The sequence below is a fragment of the Flavobacterium luteum genome (genome assembly GCF_008806775.1).
GTDB classification, from domain to species: domain Bacteria; phylum Bacteroidota; class Bacteroidia; order Flavobacteriales; family Flavobacteriaceae; genus Flavobacterium; species Flavobacterium luteum.
This window is the reverse complement of record NZ_WAEM01000001.1, coordinates 598,845-624,441: the sequence shown is the minus strand read 5'-3', so window position 1 is coordinate 624,441 and position 25,597 is coordinate 598,845. Positions and strand designations below refer to the sequence as shown.

The 25,597-nt window shown below is 31.5% G+C and carries 20 protein-coding genes and 1 tRNA gene; 15 read left to right on the top strand and 6 right to left on the bottom strand.

Going from position 1 to position 25,597, the window contains the following annotated elements:
• The first annotated feature begins 44 nt into the window (after positions 1-44).
• Together bshB1 and F6464_RS02805 are read left to right on the top strand one after the other, a co-directional pair.
• Positions 45-761 (top strand): bacillithiol biosynthesis deacetylase BshB1, encoded by a 717-nt coding sequence (gene bshB1 / locus F6464_RS02810; protein WP_151106222.1) that lies wholly within the window; start codon positions 45-47, stop codon positions 759-761.
• A gap of 62 nt (positions 762-823) precedes the next feature.
• Positions 824-897 (top strand) — tRNA-His (locus F6464_RS02805).
• A gap of 69 nt (positions 898-966) precedes the next feature.
• On the opposite strand, the gene F6464_RS02800 is transcribed toward F6464_RS02805, so the two are convergent.
• Both F6464_RS02800 and F6464_RS02795 read right to left on the bottom strand, forming a co-directional pair.
• On the bottom strand, positions 967-1,983 hold the full coding sequence (locus F6464_RS02800) for a M28 family metallopeptidase (RefSeq protein ID WP_151106221.1): 1,017 nt from the start codon (positions 1,981-1,983) through the stop codon (positions 967-969).
• A gap of 87 nt (positions 1,984-2,070) precedes the next feature.
• Entirely contained in the window at positions 2,071-2,625 is a 555-nt protein-coding gene (locus F6464_RS02795; RefSeq protein ID WP_151106220.1) for a DUF892 family protein, read from the bottom strand.
• Between the two features lie 293 nt (positions 2,626-2,918).
• Here F6464_RS02795 and F6464_RS02790 point away from each other — a divergent pair, with 293 nt between their 5' ends.
• Entirely contained in the window at positions 2,919-3,713 is a 795-nt protein-coding gene (locus F6464_RS02790; RefSeq protein ID WP_151106219.1) for a glycosyltransferase family 2 protein, read from the top strand.
• A gap of 15 nt (positions 3,714-3,728) precedes the next feature.
• Here the strand turns inward: F6464_RS02790 and F6464_RS02785 are convergent, their stop codons facing one another.
• From F6464_RS02785 to F6464_RS02775, 3 genes are read right to left on the bottom strand one after another with little or no spacing between them, the layout of a single operon-like run.
• Positions 3,729-4,655 carry a glycosyltransferase family 2 protein gene (locus F6464_RS02785; protein WP_151106218.1) on the bottom strand — a complete coding sequence of 309 codons (927 nt, stop codon included), beginning with the start codon at positions 4,653-4,655 and terminating at the stop codon, positions 3,729-3,731.
• A gap of 3 nt (positions 4,656-4,658) precedes the next feature.
• Positions 4,659-5,405 carry a class I SAM-dependent methyltransferase gene (locus tag F6464_RS02780; protein WP_151106217.1) on the bottom strand — a complete coding sequence of 249 codons (747 nt, stop codon included), beginning with the start codon at positions 5,403-5,405 and terminating at the stop codon, positions 4,659-4,661.
• Positions 5,406-5,407: 2 nt separating this feature from the next.
• Positions 5,408-6,295 carry a glycosyltransferase family 2 protein gene (locus F6464_RS02775; protein ID WP_151106216.1) on the bottom strand — a complete coding sequence of 296 codons (888 nt, stop codon included), beginning with the start codon at positions 6,293-6,295 and terminating at the stop codon, positions 5,408-5,410.
• 216 nt (positions 6,296-6,511) lie between these two features.
• Between F6464_RS02775 and F6464_RS02770 the strand changes: the two genes are divergently transcribed.
• Positions 6,512-7,612 carry a glycosyltransferase gene (locus F6464_RS02770; protein ID WP_151106215.1) on the top strand — a complete coding sequence of 367 codons (1,101 nt, stop codon included), beginning with the start codon at positions 6,512-6,514 and terminating at the stop codon, positions 7,610-7,612.
• A gap of 22 nt (positions 7,613-7,634) precedes the next feature.
• Here F6464_RS02770 and F6464_RS02765 read toward each other — a convergent pair whose 3' ends face one another.
• Complete coding sequence (locus tag F6464_RS02765) at positions 7,635-8,318, bottom strand: cell division ATP-binding protein FtsE (protein ID WP_151106214.1); 684 nt, start codon at positions 8,316-8,318, stop codon at positions 7,635-7,637.
• 173 nt (positions 8,319-8,491) lie between these two features.
• On the opposite strand from F6464_RS02765, the gene F6464_RS02760 reads away from it, so the two are divergent.
• The 11 genes from F6464_RS02760 to F6464_RS02710 all read left to right on the top strand — a co-directional run bounded on the left by F6464_RS02760 (position 8,492) and on the right by F6464_RS02710 (position 25,453).
• A complete protein-coding gene (locus F6464_RS02760; RefSeq protein ID WP_151106213.1) occupies positions 8,492-11,506 on the top strand; it encodes a tetratricopeptide repeat protein in 3,015 nt (1,004 codons plus the stop codon).
• Positions 11,507-11,634: 128 nt separating this feature from the next.
• Positions 11,635-13,395 carry a TonB-dependent receptor gene (locus F6464_RS02755; RefSeq protein WP_151106212.1) on the top strand — a complete coding sequence of 587 codons (1,761 nt, stop codon included), beginning with the start codon at positions 11,635-11,637 and terminating at the stop codon, positions 13,393-13,395.
• Between the two features lie 143 nt (positions 13,396-13,538).
• Positions 13,539-13,988, top strand: a complete 450-nt coding sequence (locus F6464_RS02750; protein ID WP_151106211.1) for a hypothetical protein — start codon at positions 13,539-13,541, stop codon at positions 13,986-13,988.
• Between the two features lie 206 nt (positions 13,989-14,194).
• Positions 14,195-14,464 (top strand): Asp-tRNA(Asn)/Glu-tRNA(Gln) amidotransferase subunit GatC, encoded by a 270-nt coding sequence (locus tag F6464_RS02745; protein ID WP_191963313.1) that lies wholly within the window; start codon positions 14,195-14,197, stop codon positions 14,462-14,464.
• 1 nt (position 14,465) lies between these two features.
• A complete protein-coding gene (locus F6464_RS02740) occupies positions 14,466-15,863 on the top strand; it encodes an amidase family protein (RefSeq protein ID WP_151106210.1) in 1,398 nt (465 codons plus the stop codon).
• On the top strand, positions 15,863-19,195 hold the full coding sequence (gatB/aspS, locus tag F6464_RS02735) for a bifunctional amidotransferase subunit GatB/aspartate--tRNA ligase AspS (RefSeq protein WP_151106209.1): 3,333 nt from the start codon (positions 15,863-15,865) through the stop codon (positions 19,193-19,195). The genes F6464_RS02740 and gatB/aspS overlap by 1 nt, the downstream gene beginning before the upstream one ends.
• A 176-nt stretch (positions 19,196-19,371) precedes the next feature.
• Positions 19,372-20,391: a dipeptide epimerase gene (locus tag F6464_RS02730; protein WP_151106208.1), complete on the top strand. Its 1,020-nt coding sequence runs from the start codon at positions 19,372-19,374 to the stop codon at positions 20,389-20,391.
• Between the two features lie 118 nt (positions 20,392-20,509).
• The gene (gyrB, locus tag F6464_RS02725; protein ID WP_151106207.1) at positions 20,510-22,450 is read left to right on the top strand and encodes a DNA topoisomerase (ATP-hydrolyzing) subunit B; all 1,941 of its coding nucleotides are present in this window, start codon (positions 20,510-20,512) and stop codon (positions 22,448-22,450) included.
• 53 nt (positions 22,451-22,503) lie between these two features.
• On the top strand, positions 22,504-23,526 hold the full coding sequence (locus tag F6464_RS02720) for a DUF6588 family protein (RefSeq protein ID WP_151106206.1): 1,023 nt from the start codon (positions 22,504-22,506) through the stop codon (positions 23,524-23,526).
• Between the two features lie 75 nt (positions 23,527-23,601).
• Positions 23,602-24,534 carry a malate dehydrogenase gene (locus F6464_RS02715; RefSeq protein WP_151106205.1) on the top strand — a complete coding sequence of 311 codons (933 nt, stop codon included), beginning with the start codon at positions 23,602-23,604 and terminating at the stop codon, positions 24,532-24,534.
• A gap of 106 nt (positions 24,535-24,640) precedes the next feature.
• Positions 24,641-25,453, top strand: coding sequence for a hypothetical protein (locus F6464_RS02710; RefSeq protein ID WP_151106204.1), 813 nt, complete (start codon positions 24,641-24,643; stop codon positions 25,451-25,453).
• The last annotated feature ends 144 nt before the right edge of the window (positions 25,454-25,597 follow it).

Below are 25,597 nucleotides of genomic sequence, written 5' to 3'. Positions count from 1 at the left end.
AATTTATCTTTATCATTTTGATTTTTTAATAAAAAAATAAAAATATGAAATTAGACATACTTGCTTTTGGTGCCCATCCCGACGATGTGGAGTTAGGTTGTGCTGGAACAATTGCTAAAGAAGTAGCATTAGGAAAAAAAGTAGGAATTATAGATTTAACTCGAGGCGAATTGGGTACTCGAGGGTCAGCTGAAATTAGGGATCAAGAAGCAAATGCTGCTGCTAAAATTTTAGGAGTCTCCATTCGAGAAAATTTGAATATGCGAGACGGATTTTTCACAAATGATGAAGAACACCAATTATCAGTTATTAAAATGATTCGGAAATACAAACCAGAAATTGTTTTGTGCAACGCTATTGAAGACCGACATATTGATCATGGTAAGGGAAGTAAATTAGTTTCAGACGCCTGCTTTCTCTCTGGTTTAATGAAAATTGAAACCCAATATAATGGAATAAAACAAGAAGCTTGGAGACCAAAATTAGCCTATCATTATATTCAATGGAAAAATTTACTGCCCGATTTTGTAGTAGATATAACGGGTTTCAATGAAAAGAGAGTAGAAGCTATTATGGCATATGCATCTCAATTTTATAATCCCAATTCAGAGGAACCAGAAACACCGATTGCTTCAAAAAATTTCCTTGAAAGTTTGAATTATAGAGCTAAAGATTTAGGTAGAATAATTGGAGTTGATTATGCAGAGGGTTTTACTGTAGAGAGATATTTGGCCGTCAATAGTTTAGGGGATTTGATATAATTTTTTTAAATATTTCTTTGTAAAATAAAACTTTTACAATACATTTGCACTCGTTAAAAATGGTGGTTATAGCTCAGCTGGTTAGAGCGCTGGTTTGTGGTGCCGGAGGTCGCCGGTTCGAACCCGGTTAGCCACCCAAAATGTTAAAGCTTCGAGGAAACTTGGAGCTTTTTTTGTTTTTATATTTTTTTCTTTCAGATATATCTTATTTACCGTTTTTATCTACAACTAATCGATTTTCTCGGTTGGCTATTTCCCAAGCCGTAGCAAATGCTAATTGAGCTCTTTTTGCTAAAGCATCAAATTCTATTTTATCAACTTCATCGGTTGCTTTATGATAATCTTCATGGGTTCCGTTAAAAAAGAAAACTGAAGGAATTCCATTTTTTGCAAAATTGTAATGATCAGAACGGTAATAGAAACGATTAGGATCACTTCTTTCGTTGTATGTATAATCTAAATTTAGATTAAAATATTTGTTATTTATTTGCTCGCAAATTGTATATAAATCACTCGATAGATAATCGGAACCAATAATATATACATAGTTGTTAGAATCTTTATGAGTTTCATCTCGGCGACCAATCATGTCAATATTTACGTCGGCGACAGTATTAGCCAGAGGAAATAAAGGATTTTCTGAATAAAACCGAGAACCGTGCAGGCCATGTTCCTCTCCAGTAAAGTGGAGAATTAATATAGAGCGTTTTGGACCATGACCTTCTTTTTTTGCTTGGGCAAATGCTTGAGCAATTTCTAGTAAAGCAACAGTTCCTGAACCGTCATCATCAGCGCCATTATATATTTCGTTATTGATTATTCCTACATGGTCATAATGAGCGGAAATTACTACTATTTCATTTGGTTTTTCAGAGCCTTCAATAAAAGCCCAAATATTTTCAGAATCGGGTAAATTTTCATTTCTTTTAGCATTTAAGTATGCTGCAGGAATGCTTTGGTAATAATTTTTAGCTCCTTTAGGAAAAGGAATGTGATTGGATTTGTAATGATTAATTAAATACTCACCTGCTTTTTTTTGACCTTTAGATCCCGTTTCTCGTCCTTCCATTTCATCAGAAGCTACTACATACAAATGCTTTTTTAGTTCATCAGCAGTTATAGTGTTGATGTATTTGCTGATTTCAATAGTACTATTCTTTTTTTGACTAGCACAACTTAAAATGACGAAAGATAGTAAACTTAGTAAAGTGATTTTTTTCATATTTTATTTAAATGAATGACAAATATCTAAAAAAAACATTCAAATTATCAAAATAGGCTATGATTTATATTATTTATTGTTTAATTTTTAAAATTTTAACGTGTCAGCTATTTTATTCAAACGCATTTCGGTTATCTTTTCTTCGTTAAGAGATTCTGCGAGTAGCTCAGCTATAGCATTTTCATTCATGCTAGCAGCATAAGTAGAGAGGATATTGTAGGTTGCAATTTCATAATGTTCTATTTTACTTAAAGCAAGTACGATTCCGGCATCTCTAACACTACCAAATTTTGTAGTCTCAATTATCGTATCAATTTCATTAATTAGGCATTCAATAGATTGATTTCTTTGTAAAATTGGGTTTTCGTTTGAACACAGAAAAGCATCTTCTAATCGAATAATATGATTTTTTGTTTCTTCAAAGTGAATGGTTATAGCTTCAATAAGTTCAAATGAACAGGAGTTCTTTATGATTTTAGGGAAAGCTATTAGTAATGCTTTCTCAATGTAATATAATGATTTTATTTCGTTGAGGAGTAATTCTCCAATTTGTGTAGTACCATTAAATTTAAATTTAATAAACCGAAGATTATTATCATTTACTACAATATTGCGTAGTGGATTTTTTTTTGCAGCATCCATTATTCATAGCATTAGTTAGATTTAAAAAAAGTATTTCAGGTAAATTCTGGGGCGAATTTCTGTTACAAAGGTAAATTTTTTTTCCGATTCATCTTATAGTTTAACACATCAATTGAAAACGATAAATTGTAATTAGACATTCTAAATAAATTATAGGGTAATTTTTTACTGCTAATAAATTTAAATTAAGGAGGTTTGAATTCTCATTTATTAAATAAGTTTATATTTGTAAAAATGAAAAAAAATTGGTCAGCAAGTATAACAATCAAGATATAGAAATTTTAGTTTCTACAATGAATAGAACAACTCTGGATTTCTTAAAATCTATGTTTCCTTTTTCTCAATTTTCTCAATTTTCTATTCTAATTGTTAACCAAACTCAAGAAAACTTTCTTTTATTTTCAAAATACCCTAATGTTAGAGTAATTAATTCTTTTGAAAAAGGACTTTCGAGAAGCCGAAATTTAGCTATAAAAAATGCCTCTAAAAAGATTTGTCTAATTGCTGATGATGATGTAATTTATTTACCAAATTTTGATAATGAAATCATAAATGCCTTTAATATTATTAGCGATGCATCAATTGTAACATTTAATCATCAAAGAGTAGGATTGAATATACCTCAAAAAAAATCAAAAATAATTTTTCGTCATTCTTTTAAAAGTATTTGGAATGTGAGTTCAATTGAAATTGCCTTTCGTCTAGATCATATTAAAAATAATAATATTGTTTTTAATGAATATTTTGGTATCGGATCTATTTTTGAGACTGCTGAAGAGTTTTTATTTTTAAGAAGTTCAATCATTCATAAGTTGAAAATATTTTACAATCCATCAGTTATTGTTTCTCATCCAAAACTCTCATCGGGTATTAATGAAGGTCAAAATAAGTTGTTATTTGCAAGAGCCGCATTGTTTTATAAAACTAAAGGGAAATTAGCCTATTTATGGTTGCTTAAATATTTATTTTTTCTTTTGCGGAACAATTATATTTCCAAAAAAGAATGCATTGAAAAATTTAAAATTGGGATTTCTGGTATAAGAAAATATGAGCAAATACTAAAAACGGATTCTAAAATATTAGACTAGATAATTTTTTTAAGTTTATTTAAAAACAGAATTGCTTAATCCTATTCGGGCTAAGTATAGATTTATAGGAATTAATGTTTTTAGAACTAGTCTAGGTAATTTTAGTATAATCTTCTTTTTAAGATCTAAATTAGTAACATCTATTCCATTATAATATAATTCGAAATTTGCTTTATCTCTATTGAGCTTACATTTAACAGCAAATGAAAATCGGTTTAAATCTAAGAATTTTTTAAGTGCTGAATTCTTTTTTTCAATTTCAGAAAATTTTGAAAAATTCAATCTTTTGTTTAGGTATTCTTTGTTTTTAGACAAGCTATTTTTATCATAAACATATCTTGCTAAAGTAGTATGAGTGAATAAAATAGGATAGATTAATCCAATACGAATCCACATATCAGTATCTTGACCACTTTTAAGATTAATGTCAAAATTCCCTACTTTATCAAAGATACTTTTCTTAAATACGGCACATGAAGTACATATAACAGTAGTTTTATGACTTGCATTAAAGTAATTTACAATTTGACAGTTATCTATTTTATCAATGGAATAGACTGCTGGTAATATGTTTTTAGAAGTTTCAATTTCAATTGCTCCAGAAAAAATTTTTTCTTCAGGATAATGATTTATATTTTGAAACATTTCTTTTAAGAAGTCTGGATACCAATAATCATCAGCGTCAATAAAAGTAATGTAATCGGATTGAGCAACTGAAATACCGTAATTTCGAGCACTGGAAACACCTTCATTTTCTTTAGAAAAATATCTAATCCTAACATCATGAAATTGAAACACTTTTTCTTCGCTAGTATCAGTAGATCCATCATTTACAATAATAAGTTCAAAATCTGTAAAGGTTTGATCAAGTACACTTTTTAAAGTATTCTCTATAAAATTTTCTTTATTGTACAGTGGGATTATAACTGAAAAAAAGCACATTGACTATATATTTAATGGTTTGGTAAGTACTAGAATTGTTTCTTTTTTTTCTAAATTGTATTTATTTTGGACTTTAAAGTTCGTTCTTAATTCTACTAAAAACCCACAACTTTCTAATCTTTCTTTTAATCCAGAAACCGAATATATGCGTACATGATCTTCTTGTCCAAAATGTATTAATCTTTCCTCTTCAGTCAAAATAAAATAATCTTCATAAATAGTACCATCTTTAAATGGTGTTTGAACCAAAGCTTTCGCTCCAGGTTTCATGATCCGAAATAATTCTCTAATCGCCTTAATATCATTTGTTATATGCTCTAAAATATGGTAACAAATGACTAAATCAAAACTATTATCATTAATTTTTAAATTGGTAATATCAAATTGATGGTCTGCAATAAAATCGCCTGACAAATCTGTAGTTTGGTAATTTATGTTTTTAATTTTTTTAATTTTTCGATACAAACATCTAGATGGTGAAAAATCCAAAATAGAACTGTTAATACTTAAAAATTCACTTTCTAATAAGTACCATAATCGTCTGTTTCTCTGTAAACTGCCACAGTTGGGGCACAAATAATCATTTTTTGATGTTTTTATAAAATTACTTAAATTTTTATTGCAAATATTGCATTCATAAGCACTTCCTGAATAAAATAAGGAATACAAACTTCTTATATTTTCTTCCTGTTTAAAGAGTAACTTTCTAGGAATAATTTGAGTTAGTATTTTTTTTAAAAAATGGTACATAGTTATTTGTTTTCAAGATTGCATAAATACCCCAATCGATATAAATCGTAAATAAATAGAGAAGGGCTTTTGCCTGAAAGATTTTTTAACAATGAAAGTTGTGCTTTTTTGAAAAAAAATGAAATAGCAAATAGTAGTTTAAAATCTTTAATTTTTGACATTAATTTTGAAATCCTTAAATAATCTGCTTCAATTAATTGATGGTCAATCAAATGTTTCAAAGCTAATAAAGCTTCATGTTCTTTTTTAATTGCAATATTAAAATTATCTAATCCTAAATGATATACTGGATTATTAATATGTTCTATTTTTATTTTTTTTTGCATTAAATTATAAGAAAACAAAGTGTCTTCATGTCTTAAATTAGGAATGGTTTCATTAAAAGCTACTTTTTCGAAAACTGATTTTCGAATTAAAAAGTTCAAAGTCAAAAAACTTAAATAGGGGTTTTTATTTCTGATTTCACAAGTTAATGCTTCACGACTTTTTCCATAAGTCCATCTAAGAATTTTACTTTTTTCTGGTTCCTCTTTTTGATATAGTATACCACCATAAACCACTTTTTCTTCGATATCGATATGCTTTATGTACTCAGAAATATAATATTTATTTATTGGTAAAACATCAGCATCTAAAAAAAGTAACCAATCATATCTTGCTTTTTTAGCTAATAAATTCCTTATTTTACTCCTTCCAATATTTGAATCTAATACTTCATATCGGGAATTAATAAGTGAATTTATAATCTCGTTTTCTGTGACAAAAGAAGGAGAAGCATCATCAATACAAATAATTTCAAATTCAATTTTCGCTGATGAAGCTTGTTTGTGAATTTCTGAAACAAGAGGAAGTATTTTATAGTTATATGTTGGAATTAAAATAGAAAGCATCAATGCAGTTTTTTATACAAAGAAAATATAATTTATTCTAAAAAAAGGGATTATTTTAGAATAGTTGATTCAATCAATTTTGATTTAATGAAATAAAGTCACTTTAGAATTATGAAATTAAATTGTTTAAAAGTTTCAACATAATTGTAAGTCAAACATGATGGTATATATTTAGTTTAAACTTATTATCTTTACTTCAACAATATGTCATAAAAAATGAAAATTCTTTTATTGGGAGAATGTAGTAATCTACATTCAACTTTAGCAGATGGACTTAAAGCACTTGGACACGATGTTACAGTTGCCTCTGATGGAAGTAAATGGATGGATAATCACAGGGATATTAATACTGAGAGATCTAGTTATGATTTATTTAGTTCTATTAAATATTTAGTAACAGTTCACAATACATTTCGTTCCTTTAAAGATTATGACATTGTACAAATAAATAATCCCCTATTTTTAGACTTAAAAATTAAACGAAACCTTAATTTTTATAGGTATCTAAAGAAGTATAATGCAAAAATTTTTTTAGGTGCTTTTGGAACAGATTATTTTTGGGAAAAATCGTGCTTTGAAGGTAGAATGTTCAGATATTCTGATTATTTTATTGGAGAATTGCCAACAAGTCCTTTTGCAACTAATATTCTAAAAAAGGAATGGTTAGGAACTCAAAAACAAGAGGTTAATATTGAAATTGCAGAATCTTGTAATGGTATTATTGCCTGCCTTTATGAATATTATAAATCGTATGAGCCTTACTATAATGATAAATTAGCATATATACCATTGCCAATAAACACTTCATTATTGAAGTATAAGCAAAAAGGTATAAATGAAGAAAAACTGAAATTCTTTATAGGGATTCAAAAAGACCGTTCAGAATTTAAGGGAACAGATATTATGTACAAAGCATTATTAAACATACATGATAAATACCCAAAGAATACCTCTATAAATAAAGTAGAATCCATTCCTTTAAATCAATATGTAAAAATGATGTCTGAATCAGACATTTTGCTAGATCAAATATACTCTTATACCCCTGCAATGAATGGACTAATCGCAATGGCTCAAGGATTAATATTGGTTGGTGGCGGTGAGCCTGAAATGTATGAGTTGCTTCATGAAAAACAAAAATTTCCAATAATAAATGTTTTCCCAACAGAGGAAGATATTTATAATAAATTGGAAACATTAATTACTAATAAAAATGCCATTCCAAACTTATCTTCGGATAGCAGGTTTTTTGTTGAAAAGTATCATGATTACATTAAAGTGGCACAACAATATATAGATTTTTGGAATAGCAAGTAGAATTATATAAATACAGATAACATTAAACCGTTCGTTGCACTACTTCAAAAATCTTGTTATCCTCACACTTTAGTGTTTTAGATGGAAATTTCATCAATAAAGCATAATCATGAGTGGCCATAATGACCGTTTTACCGTTTGCATTTATTTTTCGTAAAACTTCTAAAACTTCCACACTAGTTTGAGGATCTAAATTCCCTGTGGGTTCATCAGCTAAAATTAATTCGGGATCGTTCAATAATGCTCTGGCAATGGCTACACGCTGTTGTTCGCCACCTGATAGTTGATGAGGCATTTTATTTGCAATTAATTTCAAGTCTACTTTATTTAAAACTTCATCAATTTTATTGTCCATTTCTTCTTTGTCGGTCCAACCTGTTGCTTTTAGAACAAAAAGCATGTTTTCTTTTACAGTTCTGTCTGGCAATAACAAAAAATCCTGAAAAACAATTCCTAATTTACGTCTTAAATACGGAATCTGATCTTCTTTAAGAGATGCCAAGTCATAGTCTACAATACTTCCTTGCCCTTCTTTTAATGGCAAATCAGCATAAAGAGTTTTCATGAAACTACTTTTTCCAGAGCCTGTTTTGCCTATAATATATATAAAATCACCATGATTCACTTCAAGATTGATATTCGATAAGATGGCTTTATCTTCTTGATATATGGTAACATTTCTCAAAAATAATATAGGTTCAGACATAGTGATTTTGTTTATTGGGTAAAAGTAATAAGATAACGTTGGTTATCAAAATAAATTTTAGAACTAATTAAAAACACAAATAAATTTGTTAAAAAATATGTTCATAATAAAAACCATGTTTGCTTCGTTATGCAATACAGAGTAATACTTTTGAATCAATAAATATATCTAAGATGCGTAAATTTTCAAGGTTGTTTTTTCTGCTTTTTTTAATCGAGTTCACCATAGTTTCTGCTCAAAAAACGGCAATCTACACTAATGATTTGCAGGATTTTAATAGAGCCATTTCTTTATATAAGGAAAATCAATATCAATCAGCACAAATAATTTTTGATAAAGTAAAATCTGCAATTAAAAGTACTGATATTCAAGCTGATTGCTCGTATTATAGTGCTATTTGTGCCATCCATTTAAATCAAAGTAATGCTGATGAGGCTATGGAAAACTTCGTAAGAGATTATCCTACTAGCCCGAAACAAAACCAAGCGTATATAGAAGTTGCTCATTATTATTTTGACCAAGGTAAATTTCCACAAGCTTTAGAATGGTTCGATAAAGTAGATGAGAGTAGCCTGAGCTATGACAATCTAGACCGTTTTAATTTTCAAAAAGGGTACAGTTATTTTAGTGCGAATAAGAAAAAAGAAGCGACTCCTTATTTTAATAAAGTGCTAAATTCAAAAGAATTTGGTTCGCAAGCCAAATATTATCTCGGTTTTATGGCTTATGATAATGATGATTATAAAAATGCAACTAAGTATTTTGATCAAGTTTCCAGTGAAGAAAAGTACAGTGAAAAGCTTTCGTATTTTAAAGCTGATATGAATTTTAAATCAGGAAACTTCCAAAAAGCTATCGATTTAGGATTGGTAGCGATGCCAAAATCTACCGCTTTAGAGAAATCGGAGTTGAATAAAATAATTGGCGAAAGTTATTTCAATTTAAAACAGTACGATAAGTCAATTTCTTATCTATCAGCCTACAAAGGAAAAAAAGGAAGATGGAGTAACACCGATTTTTACCAATTGGGTTATGCCTATTACGAACAAAATGATTTTGAAAATGCTATTTCACAATTTAATAAAATCATTGAAGGTAAAGATGCTGTTGCTCAAAACGCTTACTATCATTTAGGAAAAAGTTATATGAATACAGATAAAAAGCAACAAGCTTTGAATGCTTTTAAGAACGCTTCTGAAATGCAATATGACTTAAAAATTCAGGAAGATGCCAATTTAAATTATGCCAAATTGAGTTACGAAATCGGAAATTCGTACCAATCGGTTCCAGATGTTTTGTCGGCATTTATTAGTAAATATCCAAATTCTCCAAGCAAACAAGAAGTAGAGACTTTATTAATAAATTCGTTTATTACTTCAAAAAATTACAAAGGAGCTTTAGAGTTATTAGAAAAAAATAAAAATTTCGCTAATAAAGAAGCGTATCAAAAAGTAACTTTTTATAGAGGATTAGAACTGTATACTGACGGCAATTATAAAGAAGCGTTGCCAATGTTTAAAAAATCTATTGCCGAACCTAGAAATCCAAAGTTTACTGCAAGAGCTACTTTTTGGCAAGGAGAAACTCAATATGTGCTCGATAATTTTAATGACGCACTAATTAGTTACAAACAATTTGTGGCTTTTCCAGAGTCTAAAACTACTCCTGAAAACAATAATGTCAATTATAATATCGCCTATTGTTATTTTAAACAAAAGGAGTACGACCAGGCAGGAAATTATTTTCAAAGTCAAATAGACGTAACAAAAGACGATAAATTTCGTTTGAATGATGCGTATTTGCGTTTGGGCGATTGCCGATTTGTTACTGCAAAATATTGGCCAGCCATGGATGCCTATAATAAAGTAGTTGAATTAAAAAGTTTCGATGCTGATTATGCTGCTTTTCAAAAAGCAATCAGTTACGGATTTGTTGCTAAAAATGATAAAAAAATAGAAGACTTAAACAAGTTTCTAGCAACGTATACTATATCGCAATATCGTGATGATGCATTGTTCGAACTAGGAAATACTTATGTTGCCGAAAAGAAAAATGATTTGGCCATAAAAACCTATGATCAATTAATCAGCGAATCTAAAAAAGGTTCTTATGCTTCAAAAGCAATTTTGCGTCAAGGTTTAATTTATTATAATGCCGAAAATGACGCATTGGCTTTAGTAAAATTCAAAAAAATTGCGGCCGAATATCCTAAAAGCCCCGAGGCTCTCGAAGCCGTTTCTACTGCACGTTTAATTTATGTTGATAACGGAAAAGTAGATGAATATGCTACTTGGGTTCGTACTTTAGATTTTGTGAATGTGTCAGATGCTGAGCTAGATAACGATACCTATGAAGCGGCTGAAAAACAATATTTGCAAAATAATACAAAGCAATCTATCGCTTCGTTTAGTAGTTATGTTTCGAAATTTCCTAACGGAATTCATGCTTTGAAAGCCAATTTTTATTTGGCACAATCTTATTTTGCTGACGGATTAGAAACCAATGCAATTCCGAATTATGAATTTGTAATTGCGCAATCAAGAAACGAGTTTACAGAGCAATCCTTATCAAGATTATCTCAAATTTATTTAAAGAAAAACGATACTTCAAAAATAACTGAAATATTAAAACGATTAGAGACAGAAGCCGATTTTCCTCAAAATGTAACCTTCGCACAATCGAATTTAATGAAAACCTACTACGAGCAAAAGGATTATCCAAATGCAGTAATTTATGCTGATAAAGTGATGGCAAATCCTAAAACTGATAATAAAGTAAAATCGGATGCTCAAATTATTGTAGCACGTTCTGCTATTCAAACCAATGATGAGGTAAAAGCAAGGGCAGCCTATTCTAAATTACTTACTATTGCTAAAGGAGAATTAGCAGCCGAAGCCTTGTATTATGATGCCTATTTTAAAAATAAAGATTTAAAATTTGAAGCTTCAAATACTATAGTTCAAAAACTAACTAAAGATTATTCTGGCTATAAATATTTTGGAGCAAAAGGATTAGTGGTTATGGCTAAAAACTTTTACGGTTTAAAAGACAGTTTTCAAGCCACTTATATTTTAGAAAGTGTGATTAAAAATTTCACCAATTTTCCAGATGTAGTTTCAGATGCCCAACAAGAGCTAGACAAAATAAAAGCAGAAGAGTCAAAAACCAATTCATCAATTCAAAACTGATTTAGAGATTATTATAATTCTCAATTTTAAAAATATGAAATCGCCACTAACAAGCCGTTTGCGTAAGCAAACACCAATGATTAAAAGGCGATACCATATGTTACCAATGAAAAATAAAATTTAAATATATGAAAATCAAAATTCAACATAAAATCACTGTTTTTTTACTTCTTGCCAGTTTGCAAATTGTTTCTGCACAAAAAAAAGATGAAAATATAGGTACTGAAGTAGTAAACGTGGTAAAGCCTTATACACCTACAATTTCAGATGCATTTAAAATTAAAGAAACACCAACTCTTGAGGATGAAGACAATACGAAGAAAGAAAATATTAAATATACAATTTTTTCATTTCCAGTTGCGTCTACTTTTTCGCCATCAAAAGGAAAAGCCGCAAGTGTTGATAAATCGAAAGAAGAACGATTATACAAAAATTATTTTACGGGAGGCTTGGGCAATTATTTCACTGTTTTTGGTGAGCTTTATGTCACAGAAAATGTTGGAGATACCGATTATTTTGCCGGAATGTTAAAACATTTATCTTCTAATGGAGGAATTGAAAATATTCCAGTAAATGATAGTTTTTTGAATACTTCGTTAGACTTAACTTATGGCAGTAAAAAAAGTGATTATTCATGGACTACCGATTTAGGCTATCAAATTCAAAATTACCACTGGTATGGTTTACAAATAAATTATGGCACATCATTGACCGAAACAGAGAGAAATACAATTTATAACGGAGTAGATAAAGGACAAACATTTCATAATTTTTATTTAGGCGGAAAAATAAATTTTAGTGAAAGTATTTTTAATGAAATTACTTTAAAATACAATCGTTTTTGGGATGGCTATAGTTCTTCTGAAAACCGATTTGTTGCTAAACCTTCTTTTCAGTTAGATATTGTAGAAAAAGTTATTAAAACTAATTTGATTGTTGATTATGTTGGTGGAACTTTCGCAAAGGATTTTTCAGGGGTAACTTCTACAAACTATGGTTTTGCTAATTTTGGTATAAATCCAAGTTTTGCTGTAAAAAAAGACGATTGGGCTATAAATATTGGAGCATCTGTTTTTTATAGTTTAGATACCAAACGAAGTGACAATCAACTATTCTTTTATCCTCAAGTCAATGCTTCTCTAAAAGTTGTTGGTGATTTAATGGTTTTTTACACAGGAATTGAAGGTAGTTTAGATCAAAATTCGTATCGAGATTTTACGAATGTAAATTCATTTCTTTCTCCAACAATAATTGTGTCTCCTACTGACAGACAATACGATCTTTTTGCAGGATTAAAAGGAAAATTATCAAACTATGTGAGCTATAATGTAAAAGGATCTTATGTAAATGAAAAAAACCGAGGTTTATTTAAAAGCAATCCATTCAATGAAACTATTCTTGTTCAAGACGAATATAAATACGGTAATTCTTTTGGAGTTGTATACGACAAGCTAAAAACGTTGAGCATTTTTGGGGAATTGAAAGCCGATTTTTCTAAAAATATTTCTTTTGGAGTCAATGGAACTTTCAGTTCTTTTTCTACCTCTTTTGAGCAAGAAGCATGGAATTTGCCAGCCATACAAATAGGAACGAATTTAGATGTAAATATTACACAAAAATGGTATGCAGGAGTTGATGTTTTTTTTGTAGGCGAACGTAAAGATGTATTACAAAAAACAAATATAATCACACTACTAACCGAATCAAATATTCAGAAAATTGACAGTTATTTTGATGCCAATGCACATTTTGGATACAAGTATAACGAACAATTTACAGCTTTTTTAAGATTGAACAATATTGCCAATCAAGGATATCAAAAATGGTTGAATTTTCCTGTGCAATCTTTTCAGATTATGTTGGGTGGAAATTATAAATTTGATTTTTAATGTCATTGCGAACTTAGTGAAGCAATCTCATAATCTAAACACAAGGGTCACAAAGAAGTCGCAAGGGTCACAAAGAGTCAAAATTTATTTTGTGTTTTTAGAGCCTTCTTTGTGAACTTAGTGGTTAAACTTTTTCTTAAATCATGACTTTCAAACAAAAAATACACCAACAGTACCAGCAGCTAGTCCAAGACAAAATCGATGTTTTTAGAGATATGATTACGGCTTTGACCGAAGATTCTAAAAATGATGCCAAAGGTTCTGCTGGTGACAAACACGAAACGGCTTTGTCGATGATGCACATTGAGCAAGAAAAACTAAATCATAAATTAAGGGAAGTTTTGTCCCAGAAGGCTATTCTAGACAAAATTGTTTCTACTACAATTGCTAAAACTATAATCGTGGGTAGTTTGGTCAAAGCCAATGGAATTTATCTTTATTTAAGTGCAGCACTTCCTAAAATTGCTGTTGAAGGAACTACTGTTATTGCTTTATCTCCGCAATCGCCATTAGGAAATAAACTGATGGGAAATGAAGTGGGTTTTTTGTTTGAGATTAATGGAACGAAGTATTTGATTGAAAGTATGGAATAGAAATCCGTATTATCCGTAAACACTTTTCTTGAACGGACTACTAATTCAACATAGTTTTCTAACAAAGAAATCAAATTTAACATAATGTTAAATTGTCGTATTCTTTCACAAAATACTATCGAAATCATTAAAATAAAACACCATTCCCTCATAAAACTTTCGTAATTTTGCCACCTTAAAAGTTTGACTTTAAAACGAATTAAATTATGAGCAAAGCAATGACGGTCGATATCTTGTCGAGTATTAAAGGAGCACTGCCCTCCGAGTCCGTGAATAAATTATTTGATGTAATTAAAAATGCAGTTCCATCAAATAATAATGCCGCAAATAATGTCAATCATAATTGTGTGTCTGTAAGTGATTTAAGAGAAGATGTCGTGATAGAAAGTTCGGCTATGGAAAAACAACTCATTATAGAAAATTTCCCGAACAAAAAAAATGGTTTTTTAGTGGTTGCTAAAGTGATAGAAGGATAAAATGGAATCTCAAATAAAAAAAATACACCAACAATTGGTGTCAAAACAAATCACTTGCACCGCTTTGGTACAAGAAAAATTAGAGCTGCTGGAACAAAATACGTATAACTCTGTCAACTCTTTGTTGGATACTTTGGCTTTAGATTTGGCTGCCAAAGTGGATGCTAAAATTGCCAAAGGGGAAACCATAGGTTTGTTAGAAGGAATTCCTTTTGGAATCAAAGATGTATATATGTTGCAAGGAACTTACGCTACAGCAAGTTCTGATTTGCTAAAAAATTATAAGTCGCCTTACACGGCTACTGCAATTCAAAAATTATTGGATGCAGGCGCTATTCCTTTGGTAAAAGAAAACTGTGATAGTTTTGGACACGGTTCTTCCAGTGAAAACACCATTTTTGGAGCGGTGAAAAACGCTATCGATCCCACATTAGTTGCCGGCGGTTCAAGTGGTGGATCTGCTGTTAACGTTGCCAAAGAATATACTGTATTTTCTATTGGTGGCGATACGGGCGGTTCTATTCGTCAACCTGCTGGGTACAATCATATTTACGGTTTTAAACCAACTTACGGAAGAATTTCTCGATTTGGATTGATGGCTTATGCATCCTCTACAGATTGTGTGGGTCCATTGGCTAAATCAATTGAAGATATTCGAATTGTGTTGAATGTAATGAGTGGTAAAGATCCAAAAGATCAAACTTCAATTCCTTCAACTGAAATTAGTGAAGATGCGATTGCAACTTCCGCTGTAAAAACAATTGGTTATTTTAAAAACTTTATCGAAAGTGATGCTATTGATACCAAAATAAAATCTGATTTTTTGGCCACCATCGAAAAGTTGAAAACTAAAGGAATTACCGTAAAGGAATTGGATTTTTTTAAATCTGATATTTTAGTTTCTACTTATTATACGTTGGCAATGGCTGAAACAGCTTCCAATTTATCTCGTTTGGATGGAACCAATTATGGAAACCGTATCGAAGGAGATAATTTGATTGACACCTATGCGGTAACGCGTTCTGAAAACTTTTCAGAAGAAACAAAACGCAGAATTGTTGGAGGAAACCAAGTGTTGTCACAGGGGTTTTCAGATGAAATATATTTAAAAGGATTGGCTTTAAGAGATCAAATTTCGGAGAACTTCAGTGAAGATTTTAAGGAAGTTGATATTATTTTATCGCCAGTTACGCCAAACACGCCTCCTAAAATTGGAGACAGTTTAAAAGATCCGTTGGCGATGTATTTGTCAGATGCGTATACGGTTGGATTTAGTTTGGGACAATTACCCACTTTGACCGTGCCACAAGGAACAAGCACTGGACTGCAAATCACGGCTGCAAAAAAAAATGATGAATTAGTTTTGCAATTTGCAAACTTCTTAAAAGATACACTATAATGGAATTGGAGCAATTAACTGCGGCTTTAAAAGCCCACGATTTAGAATTGGTAATCGGACTGGAAACTCACGTTCGATTGAATACCAAAACCAAGTTGTTTTGTTCTTGTCCAAATCAAGAAATAGAAACACCTAACGAAAATATATGTTCGGTTTGTACGGGACAAATGGGCGTTTTGCCTGCTTTAAATAAAGAAGCGATTACAAAAGCGATTTATTTTGGTAAAGCCGTAGGATCGTCATTTAGTAATGAAGTGATTTCTTGGGATCGAAAACATTACGAATACCCGGACAACCCAAAAAATATTCAAATAACACAATTTCACAATCCAATAATTCCTGACGGACACGTTTCTTGTTATAGAAATGATGGTACGCAGTTTACCGTGAATTTAACACAGGTGCATATTGAAGAGGATGCTGCCAAATTGATGCACGAAAAGAAAATTTCGTTAGTTGATTTTAATAAAGCAGGTGTGCCATTGATCGAAATTGTTACGGAGCCTTGTATCCGTAATATTGAAGATGCTTCAACCTATGCGCAATACATTCAACGTATTGTTCAAAACTTGGGAATTTCTGAAGCCAATTTGGAGAAAGGAGAATTCAAATCGGATGTTTCGGTGTCTTTGCGAAAAAAACATTCTTACGAATTGAATCCAAGAACGGAAATCAAAAATTTAAACTCGTTTAAGTTTATGGTGGAAGCTTTGAAAGAAGAAGTGGAGAAACAATTCAATTATTTTATTGAAAATAAAGAATTTAGACCTGATCAAACAACAGTTTTGTGGGATGCTGATTTGAAGCAGACCAAAGTAATGCGTAAAAAAGAATTCGAAGCCGATTATCGTTTTATTTCGGAGCCCGATTTACCTTTCGTAAATATCAAAGCAGAGATTGAAGCGATTAAAGTGGATACAAGTGCATTGCCTTATGCAGTGGAATCTATTTTAATAAATGGAGGTGTTTTGCCACAAGACGCTAAATTTTTCACGGCAGATAAATTGCGTTCGCAAACATTCGTGGAAATAAATAACGAAATCAAAGACCCTTCGTTTGTGGCAAAAACTTTGGCAAACAATATTAAGGCTGAAGACTTCGCAGAAATTCATAGCATTGCCCATTTAACGGATATTTTTAAATTATTTAAAGCCGAAAAAATTACTGCTGTTTTAGTTCAAAATGCGATTACATCTTATTTAAAAGATCGCACTTTTGACTACAACAAGTACTTTGCAGAAAACACCATTTCGGAAGATAAAGTACAAGAAGTTATTGCTAAAGTGATTTTAGAAAATGAGGCTGTTGCCAATGATATTAAAGCAGGAGACCAAGGAAAAGCAGGGATTTTAGTTGGTAAAGTTTTAAGTGTTATCGGAAAAGGAGCGAATGGGAAAGTAATTCGTCAAATTATTATAGACCAATTAGGAGCCGCCGTTGTTTTAGAAAAAGAAGAAGCATCAGAAAAAATATCGAAAGAATCTATTTCGGAAAATAAAGAGGTTCAAGAAGAAGCTCTTCCTGAAATTCCTATTATTATAAAAGACACGTATCGAACCCATAAAATTTCACAATTATCCGAAGAAAACATTCAACAAGAAGTGATGTTGTCGGGCTGGGTTGCCAGTGTGCGTGACCACGGTGAATTAATGTTTATCGATTTGCGTGATTCAAGTTACGAGATTTTTCAAGTACGAATCAGCAGAGAGTCATTTCCTAATATCGATGAGTTAGTGAAACTGAAACCAGAATCGGTTATTTCAGTAACTGGAATTGTTGTCGGGCGTAATGAAGATGATTATAATGCAGGTTTGCGAACAGGTAAAATTGAATTGGAAACTTCGGCTTTAGAAATTTTAAACTTGTCTAAAACCTTGCCTTTTGAAATCAAAAGAGCGGCAAAAACGAACGAAGCAATTCGTTTCCAATACAAGTTTTTGGATCACAGAAATGAAGAAGTACGAAGAGCCATCGTCAACCGTCATAAAGTCATTAAATTATTGCGTGACATTTTAGATGAAGAAGAATTCTTGGAAATTGAAACGCCAATTTTAAGTGCAGGGACCGATGAGGGAGCACGTGAATTTATCGTTCCTACTCGTAAAGGTTCTGGTTTGTTTTATACCTTGCCACAAGCGCCACAGCAGTTCAAACAGATGTTGATGGTAAGTGGCTATGAAAAATATTTCCAAATAGCACGTTGCTTTAGAGACGAGGATTCACGTGGAGACCGCCAGCCTGAATTCACGCAATTGGATATGGAAATGGCTTACGGCAGTATGCAGCAAATTATAGATTTAAACACCAAAATGTTTAATGAAGTAGTGAAGAAAATATATGGCAACAAATGGATTTTACGCCCTTTTGAAGTGATTACTTATAAAGATGCAATGGATTTCTACGGTTGTGACAGACCTGATTTACGTTACGGCTTAAAAATGCAAGACATTACCAATATTGTAAAAGAAACGACTTTCCAAGTATTCAGCAAGCCTATTGAGGACGGCGGAATTGTAAAATGCATCAAGGTTTCTGCACAGGAGCAAGGAAATAAGCGCATGTCTAAAGGTCAAATCGAAAATCTTACCGCTATTGCTCAACAGCAAGGTTTGGGTGGATTGGCTTATATTATTGTAAATGAAGACGAGTTACAATCACCAATTATTAAGTTTTTAGGTGAAGATATTGCTGCTGGAATTATTAAAGTAACCAATGCTCAAGTGGGTGACATTGTATTCTTCTCTGCAGCAGATTATGCAACTGCAAACAAAGCTTTGGATGCGGTTCGTCAGGAAATGGGTAAAATATTGCACTTGATTAATCCTAAGGAATTACGTCCGGCTTGGGTTATTGATTTCCCAATGTTTGAAAGAACAGATGAAGGTCGATGGACATTTACACACAATCCTTTTTCGATGCCAGCGATTTATGATTTGGAAAAACATATGAAAGGAGATGATAATGAAATAGGTACTATTATAGCTCAACAATATGATATCATTTTAAATGGATATGAAATTGGTGGAGGATCTGTTCGTGCTCATAAATCGGAGATTTTAGAAGCAACATATAGAAATATGGGTTACAATAAGGAAGAAATGATAAAAAGTGTGGGTACGATGTATAAAGCCTTTCAATACGGCGCACCACCACATGGAGGTATTGCTTGGGGAATTGATCGTTTGATGATGATTTTAGAAAAAAAAGCATCCATTAGAGAAGTGATGGCTTTCCCAAAGACAGGAACGAGTGAAGATTTGTTGTTTGGTGCACCATCGCTTTTATCAGACAAAAAAGTAGAGGAAATGAATGTTCGAATTTTAAGAAAGTAGATTTTATTCCTAAAGTTAATTTATTAAAAAGGTTTGTGCTTATTTGCACAAACCTTTTTAATTTTTTCATTCATCGGGTTTTTTCATCATTGTTTCCAATTTTAATTTTGATACAATTACAAGTTGTCAAATAAATTAATGTATTTTTAATGCATTTACTTTAAAGTGCATTTTTTATGGGACTACATTTTTCTTTTCAATTTCACGAATTGCCTCTGCAATACCCATTTACTATTTCAAGATACACAGTTTCTGTACAAAAAACAGTTATTGTAACTATTTCTAATGGAATGCATTCTGGATACGGAGAAGCAACAGTAAATCCCTATTACCATAGTACTCAACAGCGGTTAACAGATAGTTTGATGAAAGTAAAACCAATCATAGAAACTTCTGCGGAACTTCATCCAGAAATAATTTGGAAAAAATTGGCTCTATTACTTCAAGACGATTATTTTGCTTTGTGTGCAGTTGATATGGCTTATTGGGATATTTATGCTAAAATAAATTCTAAAACACTTCGAAGCTACTGGGCAGACGAGCAGGCTAAAACACCTCTTACCTCTTATACTATTGGTATTGATTCTTTAGAAATCATGAAGCAAAAAATCATAGAAAAACCATGGCCTATTTATAAGATTAAATTAGGAACTCCTAATGACATTCAAATTGTAGAAAACTTACGTAAAATTACCAATTCGGTTTTTAGAATTGATGCTAATTGCGCTTGGACAGCTAAACAAACTATTGAGAATTCTAAAATATTAAAATACTTGAATGTAGAATTTATTGAACAACCGCTCAAGTCTGATGATATTGAAGGCATGAAAAAAGTAAAATCCGAATCCTATTTACCAATAATTGCCGATGAGAGTTGCCAGAGAGAAACAGATGTTTCTATTTGCAGTGAATTGTTTCATGGAATTAATATAAAACTAATGAAATGTGGTGGAATTACTCCGGCTTTGAGAATGATTAAAGTGGCAAGGGAATCAAGATTACTTCTGATGGCTGGCTGTATGACCGAATCAACAATTGGAATATCTGGCTTAACTCAAATAGCATCGCTTTTAGACTATTTAGATGCCGATGGCGCATTACTTCTAAGACAAGATATAGCAAGTGGTGTAACATTTAATTTAGGGAATATTGTTTATTCAAATACATTCGGTACTGGGGCAAAATTATACACATAATTAATCGCAAAATGTTAATAACTTCAATGCTAAAAGGGCTATTTTTACCTTAATATCATTCCTGTTTTTATATATTTGCGTGTTAGACAAAAAAATACATTTTTACGATAATTTTATTATGAGCGACGAAATTAAAAAGAACAATTATTCAGCAGATAGTATTCAAGCCTTAGAAGGAATGGAGCACGTTAGAATGCGTCCATCAATGTATATTGGAGATGTCGGAGTTAGAGGATTACACCATTTAGTTTATGAGGTTGTTGATAACTCTATTGATGAGGCAATGGGCGGACATTGTGATACAATCAGTGTTGCAATCAATGAAGACGGTTCAGTTACCGTTGAAGATAACGGCCGTGGTATTCCAGTAGATATTCACAAAAAAGAAGGTGTTTCTGCATTAGAAGTTGTAATGACTAAAATTGGTGCAGGAGGTAAGTTTGATAAAGATTCTTATAAAGTATCTGGTGGTCTTCATGGAGTTGGGGTTTCTGTAGTAAATGCACTTTCAAAACATTTGCGAGCTACAGTACACAGAGATGGAAAAATATACGAGCAAGAATACGAAAGAGGAAAATCGCTTTATCCAGTGAAACAAATTGGTGAAACGACTAAAAGAGGAACCATAGTTACTTTTTACCCAGACAATCAAATTTTTACACAAACTACTGAATTTACGTACGATACATTATCTGCGCGGATGCGTGAGTTGTCTTATTTGAATAAAGGAATTACCATCACTTTTACGGATAAACGAGAATTAGACAAAGATGGTAATTTTGTACAAGAAGTTTTTCATTCTACCGAAGGGTTGAAAGAGTATATCCGTTATCTTGACGGAAACCGTGAGCCTATTATTGCTCATGTAATTTCAATGGATTCTGAAAAAGGAGAAATACCAGTTGAGGTTGCCTTGATATACAATACCAGTTATACAGAGAATATTTTTTCTTATGTTAACAACATCAATACGCACGAAGGAGGAACGCACTTACAAGGTTTTAGAACAGGTCTAACGCGTTCGTTAAAGAAATATGCAGATGCTTCTGGAATGTTAGATAAACTGAAGTTCGAAATTGCTGGGGATGATTTTCGTGAGGGATTAACTGCTATTATTTCAGTAAAAGTTGCTGAGCCACAATTTGAAGGACAGACTAAAACTAAACTTGGAAATAGAGAAGTGGTATCTCCAGTAAGTCAAGCGGTTGGAGATATGATTGAAAATTATTTGGAGGAAAATCCAAATGATGCTCGTATCATTGTTCAAAAAGTAATTTTGGCTGCTCAAGCACGACACGCTGCTAAGAAAGCACGTGAAATGGTGCAGCGTAAAACCGTTCTTGGTGGTGGTGGTTTACCCGGAAAATTATCAGATTGTTCAGAGCAAGACCCTGCAAAATGCGAAGTATATCTTGTCGAGGGAGATTCGGCAGGGGGGACTGCAAAACAAGGACGTGATAGGGCTTTTCAAGCTATTTTGCCTTTACGTGGTAAGATTTTAAATGTGGAAAAAGCCATGCATCATAAAGTTTTTGAGAACGAAGAAATACGAAATATTTTTACCGCTCTTGGTGTAACCATAGGAACTGCCGAAGATAGTAAAGCATTAAATTTAGAAAAATTACGCTATCATAAAGTAATTATTATGTGTGATGCCGATGTCGATGGTAGCCACATTTCTACTTTAATATTAACATTCTTCTTCCGTTTTATGAAAGAATTAATTGAAGAAGGTCATGTTTACATTGCTGCACCACCTTTATATTTAGTTAAAAAAGGAAGCAAAAAAGAGTATGCATGGACAGACAATCAGCGTGATATTGCTAATGAAAAAATGGGAGGAAGCGCAGCGATTCAGCGTTATAAAGGTCTTGGAGAAATGAATGCAGAACAATTGTGGGAAACAACAATGGACCCTAATTTTAGAACCCTTCGTCAAGTAACTATAGATAGTTTAGCGGAAGCTGATCGTGTATTTTCGATGTTAATGGGAGACGATGTTCCGCCACGTAGAGAGTTTATTGAGAAGAATGCAGTATACGCCAAAATCGATGCTTAAAAAGTTTAAAATATAAGGTGTACTTTTTTTATACCAAAAGTTTTTTTTAGGTTATGAAGAAAGCACTGTTTTTTATTTTGTTAATTAGTAATAGTGGTTACTCTCAATCTTTTGACCCAAAGGTTTTGGAACATATAGATGAATTTTTTAATGATGCAGTTTATTATGCTGATCAATTTATAACTCCAGCCAACGATGCAGCTGTTTATCAGTCGTCTGGTGTCTGGGTTTTTTCTGCTAAAAAAAATAAACGTTGGAGTACTACTTTTGGAGTACATACTAACGTTTTTTTTGTTCCAAATCGTGATCGAACATTCATTTTAAAAGATTCCGATTTTACTTTTCTTAAAATTCAAGGTGCAACATCAGCAACAATTCCCACAGCTCTTGGAAATGGAGAGCAAATAAATATTGTTGATATTTACGGTATCATTAATCCAAATTATCCAATTCAAACGCCCAAAGGAATCAATGAAAATCTGATAGTTTATCCGCACCTTTCCGCAGCGGTTTCATTAGGTTCAGGAACGGAATTAATTGCCAAGTTTGCGCCAAAAACTAAAATTAAAAGAGGCGAATACCAAGTATATGGTTTTGGTTTAAAGCACAATATAAGTCAATATATTAAAGCTTTGGAAACTAAAAATATCAATCTAGCGATGACTTTGAGCAATTCTAGAGAAAATATAAGTTTCGATTTTATAGATATTCAGACCAATTTTGGAACTCTTGGTATCAATAAAATTAACGGAAATGTAAGCACTTGGCAGTTTCAAACCAATGTTTCTAAATCGTACAATAATTTTGAATTTATGCTAGGTTCTATCGTTAACAGTAGCGATTTTAAATATAAATTTTCAGGTTATAAAGGAACTATTGATAAAGTCATAACTTTTCCAGGAAGTTCCTCACAGGCCTTCCTAAACGAAAAACTAAAAGACATTTACAAAACAAAAATTAATACTATCTTTGAGCTTTCAGTTGCTTATAGATGGAATAAAGTATATTTTCAATCGTCAATTGCGTTTAATAAATTTGTGAACTCTAATTTTTCCATTCATTATAAAGTAAATTAATTTTCTTTCTTGTGTAATGATTTCTAAAATCTAATTTTAATAATTTAATCAATATAAACATAAAACAACAACAAAATGAAAGTTACAATTGTAGGAGCAGGAAACGTAGGTGCTTCATGTGCAGACGTTATTTCTTATAGAGGAATTGCTAGCGAAGTGGTATTATTGGACATCAAAGAAGGGTATGCTGAAGGTAAGGCAATGGATTTGATGCAATGTGCTACAAATACAGGTTTTAATACTCAAATAATCGGAGTTACTAACGATTATTCAAAAACAGCAAATAGTGATGTAGTGGTAATTACTTCCGGAATTCCAAGAAAACCAGGAATGACTCGTGAAGAATTAATCGGAATTAATGCTGGAATTGTAAAATCGGTTGCTGAAAATATTCTAAAATTTTCTCCCAATACAATTATTGTAGTTGTTTCAAATCCTATGGACACGATGACCTACCTAACATTAAAAGCTACAGGTCTTCCAAAAAATAGAATTATAGGTATGGGTGGTGCTTTAGACAGTTCTCGTTTTAGATATTATTTATCAAAAGCATTAGAAAAACCTTCAAATGATATTTCTGCAATGGTAATTGGAGGTCATGGTGATACGACTATGATTCCGTTAACTAGATTGGCATCCTATAACGGTATTCCAGTTTCTGAATTTTTATCTCAAGAAGCTTTAGATAAAGTTGCGGCAGATACTATGGTTGGTGGAGCAACTCTTACAGGGCTTTTAGGTACTTCGGCTTGGTATGCTCCTGGAGCTTCTGTAGCCTATCTAGTAGATAGTATTTTAAACAACCAACATAAGATGATTGCTTGCTCGGTCTTATTAGAAGGGGAGTACGGACAATCTGATATTTGCATTGGAGTTCCTTGTATTATTGGTCGTAACGGAGTTGAGCAAATTTTAAATATTGAACTTAACGATAGCGAAAAAGAAAAATTTGCTAAAAGTGTTGATGCTATTCGAAACATGAATGCTGATTTAGCTTCGGTTTTATAAAATCAATTTATATTTATTAAAACGGTAATCTTAAATTTAAAGGTTGCCGTTTTTTTTGTTTGAAAGATTTAAAAAAGTTCTATCTTCGCTTTTTAAAAAATTAAATATGAAATACATAACTCTTTGTCAATTAGTTTTATTAGTCGCTTTATCTTCTTGTTCTAATGATAGTTCACCTTCACAAGAAGTGCCAAAAGATGATGGCGTAGCAACCAACTTTTATCCAATAAAAGAAAGTAATTATTGGATTTATAAAACAGAAAACACCTCAGTTAATCCTAATACTATAGGTAGAGATTCTTTATATATTGAAAAAGAAGTTGAAATTAATGGTTTTACGTATCAAAAAATGAAAACTAAATTCCTTCCAACAGGATTTTATTGTGGGGCTTTAGAAAATAATGCTATACGAGTAGACGGTAAAATGATTAAACTATCTGGGGATCTTTCTGTAAATATTGTCGAAAATTTACCCGTTAATTTTTCAGTAAATGATTTTGTTATTTTTAAAGAAAATGCAACCTCAAATGAAGAATTCGGAAAAGTTTCTGGAACAATAGTCAATACAACAGCATTACCAGGATATCCATTAACGGTTAATTATGTTTTATCTGCTAAAGAAGACGGTAGTCTAACTACATTTAAATCGAATGGTGTTGATTATACCGATGTTAAAAAAGTAAAGTTGGTTTTAAATCTAAAAGTATTTGCTAAGACAGATTTTCTGTCAATAGATTTTTTATCTCCTAATAATCAAGAGGTTTTAGTCTCTGAGCAATATTATGCAAAAAATTATGGTTTAATTAAATCAGAAACTAAAATAAATTACACTTTAAATCCATTAATCGATAGTTTTACAACTCTAGAATTTCCTTTAACAGGAAGTCAAAGTAGTAATGATTATTTACTTTCCAAATAAATAAATCAAGGATTTAATTTATATTTCGTTCAAATATTTCTTGAATGTCTACTACTATTTATTTTTTTAATATTAATCGATAAATAAATTGGTTAATCTACTCCAGAATTATATATTTGCACGTTTTAAAAAATGATGCCGACT

Bases quoted from the DNA above. Each gene is read 5' to 3' on its own strand.
- F6464_RS02795 (WP_151106220.1), bottom strand. From the start codon at position 2,625: ATGGATGCTGCAAAAAAAAATCCACTACGCAATATTGTAGTAAATGAT.
- F6464_RS02760 (WP_151106213.1), top strand. From the start codon at position 8,492: ATGCGTAAATTTTCAAGGTTGTTTTTTCTGCTTTTTTTAATCGAGTTC.
- F6464_RS02770 (WP_151106215.1), top strand. From the start codon at position 6,512: ATGAAAATTCTTTTATTGGGAGAATGTAGTAATCTACATTCAACTTTA.
- F6464_RS02745 (WP_191963313.1), top strand. From the start codon at position 14,195: ATGAGCAAAGCAATGACGGTCGATATCTTGTCGAGTATTAAAGGAGCA.
- F6464_RS02720 (WP_151106206.1), top strand. From the start codon at position 22,504: ATGAAGAAAGCACTGTTTTTTATTTTGTTAATTAGTAATAGTGGTTAC.
- F6464_RS02755 (WP_151106212.1), top strand. From the start codon at position 11,635: ATGAAAATCAAAATTCAACATAAAATCACTGTTTTTTTACTTCTTGCC.
- F6464_RS02740 (WP_151106210.1), top strand. From the start codon at position 14,466: ATGGAATCTCAAATAAAAAAAATACACCAACAATTGGTGTCAAAACAA.
- gyrB (WP_151106207.1), top strand. From the start codon at position 20,510: ATGAGCGACGAAATTAAAAAGAACAATTATTCAGCAGATAGTATTCAA.
- bshB1 (WP_151106222.1), top strand. From the start codon at position 45: ATGAAATTAGACATACTTGCTTTTGGTGCCCATCCCGACGATGTGGAG.
- F6464_RS02790 (WP_151106219.1), top strand. From the start codon at position 2,919: ATGAATAGAACAACTCTGGATTTCTTAAAATCTATGTTTCCTTTTTCT.
- gatB/aspS (WP_151106209.1), top strand. From the start codon at position 15,863: ATGGAATTGGAGCAATTAACTGCGGCTTTAAAAGCCCACGATTTAGAA.
- F6464_RS02800 (WP_151106221.1), bottom strand. From the start codon at position 1,983: ATGAAAAAAATCACTTTACTAAGTTTACTATCTTTCGTCATTTTAAGT.
- F6464_RS02730 (WP_151106208.1), top strand. From the start codon at position 19,372: ATGGGACTACATTTTTCTTTTCAATTTCACGAATTGCCTCTGCAATAC.
- F6464_RS02715 (WP_151106205.1), top strand. From the start codon at position 23,602: ATGAAAGTTACAATTGTAGGAGCAGGAAACGTAGGTGCTTCATGTGCA.
- F6464_RS02710 (WP_151106204.1), top strand. From the start codon at position 24,641: ATGAAATACATAACTCTTTGTCAATTAGTTTTATTAGTCGCTTTATCT.
- F6464_RS02775 (WP_151106216.1), bottom strand. From the start codon at position 6,295: ATGCTTTCTATTTTAATTCCAACATATAACTATAAAATACTTCCTCTT.
- F6464_RS02750 (WP_151106211.1), top strand. From the start codon at position 13,539: ATGACTTTCAAACAAAAAATACACCAACAGTACCAGCAGCTAGTCCAA.
- F6464_RS02780 (WP_151106217.1), bottom strand. From the start codon at position 5,405: ATGTACCATTTTTTAAAAAAAATACTAACTCAAATTATTCCTAGAAAG.
- F6464_RS02765 (WP_151106214.1), bottom strand. From the start codon at position 8,318: ATGTCTGAACCTATATTATTTTTGAGAAATGTTACCATATATCAAGAA.
- F6464_RS02785 (WP_151106218.1), bottom strand. From the start codon at position 4,655: ATGTGCTTTTTTTCAGTTATAATCCCACTGTACAATAAAGAAAATTTT.